The organism is Paraburkholderia fynbosensis (genome assembly GCF_902859935.1).
Classification (GTDB): Bacteria; Pseudomonadota; Gammaproteobacteria; order Burkholderiales; family Burkholderiaceae; genus Paraburkholderia; species Paraburkholderia fynbosensis.
In genome coordinates this window covers 1-10,752 of sequence record NZ_CADIKI010000054.1, presented here as the reverse complement: position 1 = coordinate 10,752, position 10,752 = coordinate 1, and the positions used below count along the sequence as shown (strand labels likewise).

General features: G+C 62.6%; 9 protein-coding genes. 3 read left to right on the top strand and 6 right to left on the bottom strand.

Translation table 11 applies throughout. From position 1 onward, the window contains the following. Nucleotides 1-646 precede the first annotated feature (646 nt). Nucleotides 647-2,641, top strand: coding sequence for an RNA polymerase sigma factor RpoD (gene rpoD, locus HV770_RS37735; RefSeq protein ID WP_175166486.1), 1,995 nt, complete (start codon nucleotides 647-649; stop codon nucleotides 2,639-2,641). Between the two features lie 51 nt (nucleotides 2,642-2,692). On the opposite strand, the gene HV770_RS37730 is transcribed toward rpoD, so the two are convergent. Then, entirely contained in the window at nucleotides 2,693-3,079 is a 387-nt protein-coding gene (locus HV770_RS37730) for a hypothetical protein (RefSeq protein WP_175166485.1), read from the bottom strand. Between the two features lie 387 nt (nucleotides 3,080-3,466). Here HV770_RS37730 and HV770_RS37725 point away from each other — a divergent pair, with 387 nt between their 5' ends. Continuing rightward, the gene (locus HV770_RS37725) at nucleotides 3,467-3,943 is read left to right on the top strand and encodes a PRC-barrel domain-containing protein (protein WP_175166484.1); all 477 of its coding nucleotides are present in this window, start codon (nucleotides 3,467-3,469) and stop codon (nucleotides 3,941-3,943) included. A 322-nt stretch (nucleotides 3,944-4,265) separates the two neighbouring features. On the opposite strand, the gene HV770_RS37720 is transcribed toward HV770_RS37725, so the two are convergent. The 5 genes from HV770_RS37720 to HV770_RS37700 form a co-directional block, all read right to left on the bottom strand. Next, nucleotides 4,266-5,474, bottom strand: coding sequence for an aminotransferase-like domain-containing protein (locus HV770_RS37720; RefSeq protein ID WP_175166483.1), 1,209 nt, complete (start codon nucleotides 5,472-5,474; stop codon nucleotides 4,266-4,268). A 132-nt stretch (nucleotides 5,475-5,606) separates the two neighbouring features. Next, on the bottom strand, nucleotides 5,607-6,779 hold the full coding sequence (locus HV770_RS37715; protein WP_175166482.1) for an NAD(P)/FAD-dependent oxidoreductase: 1,173 nt from the start codon (nucleotides 6,777-6,779) through the stop codon (nucleotides 5,607-5,609). Between the two features lie 120 nt (nucleotides 6,780-6,899). Continuing rightward, on the bottom strand, nucleotides 6,900-8,399 hold the full coding sequence (gene amaB, locus HV770_RS37710) for an L-piperidine-6-carboxylate dehydrogenase (RefSeq protein ID WP_175166481.1): 1,500 nt from the start codon (nucleotides 8,397-8,399) through the stop codon (nucleotides 6,900-6,902). Nucleotides 8,400-8,445: 46 nt separating this feature from the next. Then, complete coding sequence (locus HV770_RS37705; RefSeq protein WP_175166480.1) at nucleotides 8,446-8,955, bottom strand: hypothetical protein; 510 nt, start codon at nucleotides 8,953-8,955, stop codon at nucleotides 8,446-8,448. Nucleotides 8,956-9,120: 165 nt separating this feature from the next. After that, entirely contained in the window at nucleotides 9,121-10,008 is an 888-nt protein-coding gene (locus HV770_RS37700) for a LysR family transcriptional regulator (protein WP_175166479.1), read from the bottom strand. A 171-nt stretch (nucleotides 10,009-10,179) separates the two neighbouring features. Between HV770_RS37700 and HV770_RS37695 the strand changes: the two genes are divergently transcribed. Beyond that, nucleotides 10,180-10,752, top strand: a 573-nt coding sequence (locus tag HV770_RS37695) for an electron transfer flavoprotein subunit beta/FixA family protein (RefSeq protein WP_175166487.1), incomplete at its 3' end; no start/stop codon positions are given.

Here is a 10,752-nt window from a genome sequence, read left to right as displayed (position 1 = left end):
TTTTACGGCAGATTCCGCAGAATCCACCGTCGCGTCACGCATCAAGCGCCCACACTTATCGGCTGTTAATTTTTAAAGATCGATCCGCTCACGCACAGCGCCCACTTCAACTACCCGGCACTGCGTCGTTCTGCGTCGCTGCATCAGCAGCGGAGAAACGAGATTATGGAGAACGGCCGCCATGGCGTCAAGCCCCTTCTGGGAATTTTCTTTGAAGACACGCGTGGCACAACACCAGAGCATGCACGCCCGCTATATAGGGCGAGAGCGACGGAACTGATCTTGTCGCAGGAGGACAAACGGTTCCTATATATGCAGAAGGCAACGTGCAACCTCCAAGCAGACGTCGTCGCGTCGCTCAAAGCATGCCGCTACGCGCTCCCGGGCAGGCCGCAAGCGCCTGCGCGACAACTTGCACGATTAATTGGTGTGCCCCCATGAGCGCGAAGGCGCAAGCTCGTATATAATGCGAGCCGCGCGAATTTCGCATATTTCTATCGGCCCGCTTCAAGCGGGCTCATCTTTTTTGCTCCCCAAGAGCACACCCAAACAACCGCGTTGAGTCACTCAGGTGATGTTGAGCCATGCTCGAAACGCCTGACGGTCGCGTCTTGCGTCTCATAGCGAAGCCTCTAGAGGAGAATACGTGAACCCTTTTGATCGCGAAGATTCGCAACACGAAAACGCCGGCTACAGCGGCAAAACGCCCTCCGGTCGCACATCCAAGGGCAAGGGCGCCGGCAAAGCGATCCCCGTTGCGGCCGAATTGCCGCCGCAACAAGCCGAGGAACGTCAGCGCCAGATGCGCGCGCTGATCCAGCTGGGGAAGGAGCAAGGTTACCTGACCCACGCGCAGATCAACGACCATCTGCCCGACAACTTCGCACAAACCGCGGCAATCGACAGCATCGTCAGCGCGTTCGGCGACATGGGCGTGCAGGTCTACGAACAAGCCCCCGACGCGGAAACCCTGCTGCTCAACTCGAACGCCCCCGCCGTAGTGTCGGACGATCAGGCGGACGAGGAAACCGAAGTCGCGTTGTCGACCGTCGACTCCGAATTCGGTCGAACGACCGACCCGGTGCGTATGTATATGCGTGAAATGGGCGCGACCGAACTGCTGACGCGGGCCGGCGAAATCGCCATTGCCAAGCGCATCGAAGACGGCCTCCATGAAATGGTGCAAGCCATTGCCGCCTGCCCGCTCGCGATCTCAGCGATTCTGGCGAGCGCCCAGCAGGTCGCCGACGGCGAACTGCGCATCGACGAACTGGTCGACGGGCTCAATGAAGACACGGTCGCGGCGGAAGATGAGGCGAGCGCCGACACGCCAGCCGATGCCGACACGGACGCCGACGAAGACGGCGACAGCGATAGCGACGACGACGTCGGCCCAGCCGACTCGTCGGCGGCGGACGAAGCGCGCCTGAAGCAGCTCACGAGCGACTGCCTCGAAATCTTCGCCCAGGTCGGCATGCTGTCCGATCAGATGAACGCGTCGCACACGCGCGGCGATGTCACGTCGAAAGCGTATCTGCGCGCGCGTGAAGAGATCCAGCAGCACCTCGCCAAGATCCGCTTCACCGCACGCACGATCGACCGCCTGTGCGGCGACGTCCAGCACCAGGTCGCGCAAGTGCGCGCGATCGAGCGCAACATTCTGCAAATCGTCGTCACGAAGAGCGGCATGCCGCGCGAGAAGTTCATCGAGTCGTTTGGCGGCCACGAAGCCGACCTCGGTTGGACGGAACGCGCAGCGCGTGGCAACACCTCGTACGGCGCGGCGCTGGAGCGTCATCTCCCGGCAATTCAGTCCGAACAGCAGAAACTGATCGAAATCGAAGCGACCGTTTCGCTGCCGCTGAAGCATCTGAAAGAGGTCAACCGCAAGATGGTCGCGGCCGAATCGAAGATGCGCAAGGCCAAGAGCGAGATGATCGAGGCGAATCTGCGTCTCGTGATCTCGATCGCGAAGAAGTACGTGAACCGCGGCATGCTGTTCCTCGATCTGATCCAGGAAGGCAACATCGGCTTGATGAAAGCCGTGGACAAGTTCGAATACCGGCGCGGCTGGAAGTTTTCGACGTATGCAACGTGGTGGGTCCGCCAGGCCGTGACGCGTTCGCTCGCCGACCAGGCCCGCACGATTCGCGTGCCGGTGCACATGATCGAAACGATCAACAAGCTCAACCGCATTTCACGCGAAATCCTGCAGCAGACGGGTATGGAAGCACATCCGTCGGTGCTCGCGGAACGCATGGAACTGTCGGAAGAGAAGGTGCGCGGCATTCTGAAGATCGCCAAGCAGCCGGTGTCGATGGAAACGCCGGTCGGCGACGACGGCGACGCCACGCTCGGCGACATGATCGAAGACTCGGCCGCGTCCTCGCCAGCCGATGCGGCGATGCAAGCCGACTTGCGCGCCGCCATCGACGATGCGCTCGACTCGCTGTCGCCGCGCGAAGCGAAGGTGCTGCGTATGCGCTACGGCATCAACACGAAGTCGGACCACACGCTCGAAGAAGTCGGCAAGCAGTTCGACGTGACGCGCGAGCGCATTCGTCAGATCGAAAGCAAGGCCATGCGCAAGCTGATGCATCCGAGCCGCGCCGATCGACTGAAGTCGTTCCTCGACCGCTAAATTAGCGATCGCGCTTGCCGTGCCTCCCGCACGGCAAGCGCCCCTCCCTCCTCAAACCAGCAGCGAAACGATCCCGCCCACGGTGATGCCCGCTGCCAGCCAGCGCCCAGCCGTGTAGAACGCATTGCTGTCGTCGTGAGGCTGGTCCGGCCGTTCGAGTCCGAGCGTGCCGTACGCAAACGACTGCACTGCCGAAGCGCCCGCTGCCGGCGCGCTGTCTGTCGTCGTGGAATCGCTTCCCACCTCTTCCTGCGCCGTGTTTCCATCCTGATCCGCCGCGGCTGCGCCTTCGGCGGAGATATGGACGGCGTCGTCCTGCGCGGATCTCGTCGATGTCGCGGTCTGCGCGGCAGTGGCGTCGTTTGCCGCGGGCAGGCTGTTCGCCGCCGCGCGATCCGCTCCCAGTCGGGTCGACGACAATGCGCTGTCGATTTGCATGGCTATCTCCATTCGTTACGCTCAAGACATGTGCTGTGCCATTGGCCGCTGCGAATCAAACCTGCTGGGTGATGGCGTCGCGCATGACGCGCCGGGATTCGACGCACCGCCGGTCACAAGATCTATCGACGCCGATTGGCCGCACCTTGAGCATCTGTAAGGCGCGGTAAGCGCAAGCCGGCGCGTAACTTTCACCCGCCAGACGTGTGCGCAGTGACCAATTTGCGCGCCCCGGCGTCACCCGCCGAATGACACGCACCTGCTTCACAGCCCGAGCCAGCGGGCCACAGCCACTCCGACCGTGCACCGCTTTCCACCCAGTCCACCTTCCCGACTGGGCATAGTCGTTGCGCGTCCCTGTGCATGCTTTTTCACGAGGAGCAGACCATGACTACGCTCGATCCCCAAGGGCCGGCAGCCACCGGCGAGCAAGGCGCAAACATCGTCGGAGTGGGTATGGGCGACGGTCCCGGACCGGATGTAATGGCCGCATCCACGCTCGACGGCAACAAGGTGATGTCATCCGATGGCGAACATGTCGGCAAGATCTCCGCCATCATGCTCGACGTGCGTGGCGGACGGATCGCGTATGCGGTGCTGTCCAGCGGGGGCTTTCTCGGTATAGGCGACTCGCTGCACGCCATTCCGTGGAGCGCCCTCACGCTCGACACGGACGACAAATGCTTCCTGCTCGACGCATCCGCCGAGCGAATCAGAACCGCGCCCAGTTTTGACAAGGACAACTGGCCTTCGATGGCGGATATGCAGTGGGGTACGTCCGTACACGCGCACTACAACCGGTCGCCTTATTGGTCGACGACGCGGGATGTGGTGGAAGAGCGGGAATCAGACTCGAATTTATGAGAATGACCTGGCATGCGCGCGACTGTCGCTGCGCAAGGTTTGTTGTCCACAGAAACTGGGCACAAGCCTGTGGACAACATGCCCATGAATCAGGCAACTCATTGAGCGCATTGATTTTCATGCGCGCGCTCTCAATGAGTCGCAGGCTTCGCGCATACCGCGCGAGCCTTGTTCATTGCGGCGCCGTCAAAGGCGCTTTCACAAGCGGCGAGCCGTGGTCCGGTTGCTCCGTCTCAGCCGTGTGTGAACGGCCAAACGAACTCGCACGGCACGCCTGCTTGTCAGGCGAAATAAAAACACTCTTCGACGCCTGTTAATCGCTCTATCGCGCCTCGACGAAACGTTCGAGGGCAAGCCTCATTCTCTGCACACCCGTTTCGATATCCTCCACGCCTGGCGCGGCGAATGACAGACGCAGTGCCGCCACATCGACATTGTCTTTATAGAAAGCGACGCCCGGCACGAACATCACGTTCTGCTCGATACAAACACGCAAATAATCGGCCGCATTTCCTCCCGCCTTCAATCGCGCCCATACGAACATACCGCCGGCCGGGCGATGAAACGCGATGTCCTGCGGCAATTGCGCATCGAGCGCATCACACAGCGCGCGGCACTTCACCGCATACGCGTCGACGATGCGCGGCAAATGGCGCTCCAGCGCGCCGCTCGCGAGATACTCCGCGGCAATCGCCTGAGTCCACGACGAACTGCACAGATCGACGGTCTGCTTGGCGACCACGCAGCGACGCAGAATTTCCGCATGCGCGACCATCCAGCCGACCCGCAAGCCCGGCGCGACGATCTTCGACAGACTCGAAAAATGCACCACCCAATCGTGCGATGCCGGCACCCGCTCGCTCAACGCGAGGAGCGACGGCAACGCCTCCGCGCTGAAGCGCAAGTCGCCGTACGGGTCGTCCTCGACGATCAGAAAGCGGTGACGCGCCGCCAGCTTCAACAACGCTATGCGCCGTTCGAGCGACAAGGTTGCGCCGGTAGGATTGGCGAACGTCGGTACCGTGTACAGCAGCTTAGGTGTAGCGCGCAGCGTGCCGGCTTCGAGCAGCGCGGCGAGCGCGTCGACATCGAGCCCGTGCCCATCGACGGGCACCGTCACGACGTCCGCCTGTTGCAGTTTCAGCGCCTGCAAGGTCGCCGGATAGGCGGGCTGTTCGACCAGCACCACGTCGCCAGGCGCGACCATCACGCGCAGCAGCAGATCGAAGCCCTGCTGCGAACCGGTCGTCACGAGCAGATCCTGCGGCGCGCATGGCGTGCCGCGGCGCGCCATCAGCTGCGCAAGCTGTTCCTTGAGGACCGCGAGGCCATCAGTCGGACCGTACTGCAGACACAGCGTGGACTGTTGCGACGCGCGCGCAGCGGCAGCGTCGAGCCCTTCACGATCGAACAGATCGCTGGCCGGATAACCGCCCGCGAACGAGATCATGCCGGGCTGCGCGAGATACTTGAACAGCTCGCGAATTGGCGAGCCGGTCGGTGCTTCGAATGCGGGATTGAACGTAAACATGATGACGGGCCGCTCTGGGTCGATTTATCTGTCGAGGGGAAGACCGGCGTCGATTGTGGTCATCGTCCGGGTGCGCGGCAAACGATATCTACGCACTACGTATTGCATTTTCCGCATCAACCGGACGCGCGGCTACACCACGTTCTTCTCCACGATCGGCCGGTTGTCGAGCACACGTGCGAAGCTGAGCGAAGCGAGGTCGAGTGTCGTATAGCGACCGTGCAGAATCAGTTCGCTGATGCCGCGTCCCGTCGCTGGACCTTGCTGCAGGCCGTGTCCGCTGAAACCGTTGGCGAAAATGCAGTTGTCGACGTCAGGGTGATAACCGATGATCGCATTCTGATCGAGCACGTTGTATTCGTAGTAACCGGACCAGCAGTTCTGCACGCGCAGCGCTTCGAACTGCGGCACACGATGCGCGAGCGTCGGCCAGATCACGTCGTCGAACAGTGCGTGATCGACTTCGTCGAGCGGCAGATCGTCGGGGTCGCGGTCCGCAGCGGGCGACGTGCCGCAAATGTACGCGTTGCCTTCAGGCCGGAAGTACACACCGCTCGGGTCGATCAGCAACGGACAGCGTTCGAGCCGTGCCGGCGAGCTCACGTTGAAAATACTACGGCGCCGCGCATAGACCGGCAGGTCGATGCCGACCATCTGCGCGACCCGTCGCGACCAGGCGCCGGCGGCGTTCACGACCACGTCGCACGCATAGGTTTCTCCGTTCGCGGCCCGCACCTGCGTGACGCGTTTGCCGTCGCGCTGCACGGCAGTGACGTCGGCGGCGACGTAGCGCGCGCCGAGCGCCAGGGCCTTCTTGCGCAGCGCCTGCACGAGACCGTAGCCGTCGAACCAGCCCTCGCCGCTTTCGCCGTATGCACCGGCGACGAGATCATCGGTATTGAGCCAGGGAAAGCGCGACTTCAATCCACTCGCATCGAGCAAACTGATGTCCGCGCCAAGACGCTTTTGCAGCGCGTGATTCTCGCGCAGCGTGGATTCGCCCGCCGCCGTCGCGAGAAACAGATAGCCGCCTTCATGCAGATCGATCGACGGACGCGTGCCGTCGACTTCGAGCCGCTCGCCGATCGAGCGCAAGAACTCGATACCGAACAGCGACATCTGAATGGACAGCGGCGTGGAGAATTGCTGACGGATCGACGCCGCCGACAACGCCGACGACGAACGCGCATAAGTCGGATCGCGCTCGATTACCGTGACACCGACTGTCGGATCGGACAGCCGCAAGAAATACGCAATCGAGCTGCCGATCACCCCACCGCCGACGATCACGACTTTGGAACTCACGTCTTACTCCACGAGTAGCGTGGCCGCTCTGAAAACGCCGGGCGGCGCAAACGGATTGCTGAAGAGCATTAATGCGCGCGGCGGCGACGGCCGCCGCGCATAAACGCGTTGCTGGCGCGCTCAGCCGATATTGAAGTCGATGCCCTGCGCGAGCGGCAATGCCGACGAGTAGTTGACCGTATTGGTCGCGCGGCGCATGTAAGCCTTCCACGCGTCCGAGCCCGACTCGCGACCACCGCCGGTTTCCTTCTCGCCACCAAACGCGCCGCCGATTTCCGCGCCGCTCGGCCCGATGTTGACGTTGGCAATACCGCAGTCGCTGCCCGAATCGGACAGGAAACGCTCCGCTTCGCGCAGGTCGGTCGTGAACACGCACGACGACAGACCATGAACCGCAGCGTTGTTCGCTTCGACTGCGTCGGCGAAATCGGTATAGCGCAGCACGTAGAGAATCGGCGCGAAGGTTTCCTTCAGCACGACGGAGGTTTGCGACGGCATTTCGACGATCGCCGGACGCACGTAGTAACCGCCTTCATAACCCTTCACGTCGACACGCTCGCCGCCGAACACCTTGCCGCCTTCGGCCGTGGCCTGCTGCAACGCTTCCTGCATGCGCGCATAGGATTGCTTGTCGATCAGCGGCCCCATCAGCGTGCCCTTTTCGAGCGGGTTGCCGATCGGCACCTTGCTGTACAGCTGCTTCAGACGTTCGATGGTCTTGTCATACACGCTCTCGTGCACGAACAGACGCCGCAGCGACGTGCAGCGCTGCCCCGCCGTGCCCACCGCCGAGAACAGGATGCCGCGCATCGCAAGTTCATGGTCGGCGGTTTGCGCGACGATGCCCGCGTTGTTGCCGCCGAGTTCGAGCAGCGAGCGGCCGAAGCGCTTCGCCACTTCCGCGCCGACCGCGCGGCCCATTTCCGTGCTGCCCGTCGCGCTGACGATCGATGCGCGCGGATCGGCCACCAGCTTCGCGCCCACGTCGCGCCCGCCGTTGATCAGCGCCGTTAGGCCCGCCGGCGCGTCGCCGAACTCTTGCAGCGCCTCGTTGAGAATCTGGTCGACGGCGAGCGCGGTGAGCGGCGTCTTTTCCGATGGCTTCCAGATCACCGCGTTGCCGCAGACCAGCGCGAGTGCCGCATTCCACGACCACACCGCCGCCGGGAAATTGAACGCCGAGATCACGACGCAGGTGCCCATGGGGTGCCACGTCTCCGCCATCCGGTGGCCGGGACGCTCTGAGGCGATCGTCAGGCCGTACAGCTGGCGCGACAGACCGACCGCGAAATCGCAGATGTCGATCATTTCCTGCACTTCGCCCATGCCTTCCTGGAGGATCTTGCCGGTTTCGAGCGTGATGATGCTGCCGAGCGCCTGTTTTTTCTCGCGCAGACGGTTGCCGAGCAGCCGCAACAGTTCGCCGCGGCGCGGCGCCGGCACGTTGCGCCAAGCGGTGTACGCGTCTTTCGCGCGGGCAAGGGCAGTGTCGACTTCCGCCACCGTGTTGACGGCCACGCGGCCAATGAGCTCGCCGGTGATCGGCGAATGAACCGCGAGGTCGCCGGCTTGCGCCGCGTGCGCGATGCCGAGATCGGCGAGGATAGTGGAAGCGTCCATGAAAACCCCTTTAATTTCCGATGCGAAACAAGAGTAAGTTCGGAAACTATACACGCGGGTTTTTATGGCTGCAAGAAACATGTCGCTGGGAGGCAAACGCTAGTTGACGTGGCGCGGGGCGTTTCCATAAGGAAACTTTGATAAGCCGGCCGATATCGGCGCGGCGTCGCTCTGTGGCCGGGCAAGCGCGCCGCCAGTTGCCGAAGCTGGCCGGAATTCGTTCGGCTGACAGTCGCGGTGAAATGAGACCCAAATTCCGGACTGGCAGTGCTCCCGCCCAGAACGACGTGCGCAACCCCGCGGTCACCCACCACGGATCGAATCCCGGTGTCACCGTCCCGTAGTACGCGTCGAGCAGGCCGAAGCCCTGGGTCGAATGGCTAGTGTTCGTGATCATCGACGCATACCCGTACAACTGCGTACGCTTCGACAGGTAGTACACGTAACCGACGTCGTAAGCCATCGCGCGCGCCTCGGCGTTCTCGATGCGGCGTGCCGCGAGCAGGAACCACTGTTTCGAAGGCTCCTGATGGCTACGCCCGTAGCCGGTCAGCACGAGTCTCGAAGACCGAACGCACAGTCAGGTCGACGGCCGGCCGGTGAATCGAAAGAGAGCTTTCAGGGTAGGCCGGCGCCACTGCGCATTCCACCCGCTTCTGCGCAACTCACTCTTCCAGCAGCGGCGTCGTCGGCCGCCTCCGAACGGTCTTCAAAGCGTCTTTCACACCGCCGCCATCAGCCTGTCGACGAGCGCCCGCGCGAACGGCGGCAAGTCCTTGAGGCTGCGCACGCAGATCTTGAGCTTGCGTTCGGCCCAAGGATCGTTCAAGCCGACGATCGCGATCTGCATCGTCTTCCTGTGCCGCAGAGCGACCGACTCCGGCACGACGCCGATGCCCACGCCCGCTTCGATCATCCGGCACGCGGCTTCGAAGTTGCCGACCTGGATGCGCAGTTTCAGACGCGCGCCGAGCGCATCGGCGGCGCTCGTGATGAACGCATGGATCGCGCTCGACGTGGGCAGGCTCACGAAGTTCGCGCCGAGCACCTGCGAGAAATCGACCGATGCCTGCTTCGCCAGCGCGTGATCGCATGATGTGACGAGAACCAGGCGATCGTCGCGATACGGCAGCATCTCCAGATGTTCCGCATGCACGTTGCCCGCGACGATGCCGATATCCGTCGCGCTATCCGCGACGCCTTTGACGATTTCGCCGCTCAGCACTTCGCGCAGATCGATGTTGACGTCCGGATGATCGCGCAGAAAATGACTCAGCACGGCAGGCATGAACTCGCTGATCGCAGTCGTGTTGGCCCAGATGCGCACGTGGCCTTTGATGCCTTCGCCGTACTCCTGCATGTCGCCCGCCAGATGCTCGACACGTTCGAGCACGAGCCGCGCATGATGCACGAACGCTTCGCCTGCGGGCGTCAGCGTCACGCCCTGGCTGGTTCGATACAGCAGCTTGACACCCAGTTGTTCCTCGAGATTCTTGACCCGGTTGCTGGCAGCCGGCGCCGACAGATGCGAGCGCTCCGCCGCGCGCGCGAGGTTCTGCGTGTCGGCGATATTCAGGAGCAAACGCAAATCCACGAAATCGAAATGCATGATGAAAGCCAGTGATGAAGCGCCGATGGGCGCTCGCAAGACAAACGGCAATCTTAACCGGGCGCGAAGCACACGTTCGAAAAAACCGAATTCCCTGCACCGGTGGTCTCTGTCACAGTGAAGCGGTTCGCGCTTGCTGTCGATGCAGGCGTTTCATTTGGGGAGAGCGTGTTGAAGATTCTGGTGCCGGTCAAACGAGTGGTCGATTACAACGTGAAAGTCCGGGTCAAGTCTGACGGCACGGGCGTCGACATCGCGAACGTGAAGATGTCGATGAATCCGTTCGATGAAATCGCGGTGGAAGAAGCGGTGCGCCTGAAGGAAGCCGGTGTGGCGACGGAAGTGATCGCCGTGTCGGCCGGTGTGACCCAGGCGCAGGAAACGCTGCGCACGGCGCTGGCGATCGGTGCGGATCGCGCGATCCTGATCGAGTCGACCGAGGAACTGCAGCCGCTGGCGGTCGCCAAGCTGCTCAAGGCGCTGGTCGACAAGGAACAGCCTTCGTTGATCATTCTCGGCAAGCAGGCCATCGACGACGATTCGAACCAGACCGGCCAGATGCTCGCTGCTTTGGCGAATCTGCCGCAAGCGACGTTTGCCTCGAAGCTTGTCGTGGCTGACGGCAAGGCAACGGTGTCGCGCGAAGTGGACGGCGGCGCCGAAACGCTGTCGCTCACATTGCCGGCCGTGGTCACCACCGACCTGCGCCTGAACGAGCCGCGCTACGTGACGCTGCCGAACATC

What these genes read in the sequence shown, in the direction of transcription:
- HV770_RS37730 (WP_175166485.1), bottom strand. Translation starts at nt 3,079, where the DNA reads ATGCAAATCGACAGCGCATTGTCGTCGACCCGACTGGGAGCGGATCGC.
- HV770_RS37725 (WP_175166484.1), top strand. Translation starts at nt 3,467, where the DNA reads ATGACTACGCTCGATCCCCAAGGGCCGGCAGCCACCGGCGAGCAAGGC.
- HV770_RS37720 (WP_175166483.1), bottom strand. Translation starts at nt 5,474, where the DNA reads ATGTTTACGTTCAATCCCGCATTCGAAGCACCGACCGGCTCGCCAATT.
- amaB (WP_175166481.1), bottom strand. Translation starts at nt 8,399, where the DNA reads ATGGACGCTTCCACTATCCTCGCCGATCTCGGCATCGCGCACGCGGCG.
- HV770_RS37700 (WP_175166479.1), bottom strand. Translation starts at nt 10,008, where the DNA reads ATGCATTTCGATTTCGTGGATTTGCGTTTGCTCCTGAATATCGCCGAC.